Raw genomic sequence first — 262 nt, forward strand, 5'->3', positions numbered from 1 at the left:
GCACGCGTTCGAGAACGGCGGTGGTCAAATTCTCGGCGTCCAGACCTTTCATTCGGCGGACGAGAGCTTGCTGCAAGTTGTGCAGCAACTCCTGGCCCCCCGCCCCGACGGGCTTGTTTTTGTCGCCAACGCCGGTGACTCGGCGCGACTGGCACAGCAGACCCGAAAACTGAATACGAGCATCCCGCTGCTCGCCACCGAATGGGCGGGCACCCAACAGCTGATCGAACTGGGCGGCGCTACCGTCGAGGGCATGGCCATC

At 63.7% G+C, this 262-nt stretch carries 1 protein-coding gene; it reads left to right on the plus strand.

Annotation, left to right across the window (positions count from 1 at the left end; all coding sequences use genetic code 11):
* A partial coding sequence (locus ACS2QP_RS27980) for a hypothetical protein (protein WP_438883100.1) occupies positions 1–262 on the plus strand: 262 nt, incomplete at both ends.

The sequence above is a fragment of the Bacillus cereus group sp. Bce019 genome, assembly GCF_051781745.1.
GTDB lineage: Bacteria > Bacillota > Bacilli > Bacillales > Bacillaceae_G > Bacillus_A > Bacillus_A cereus.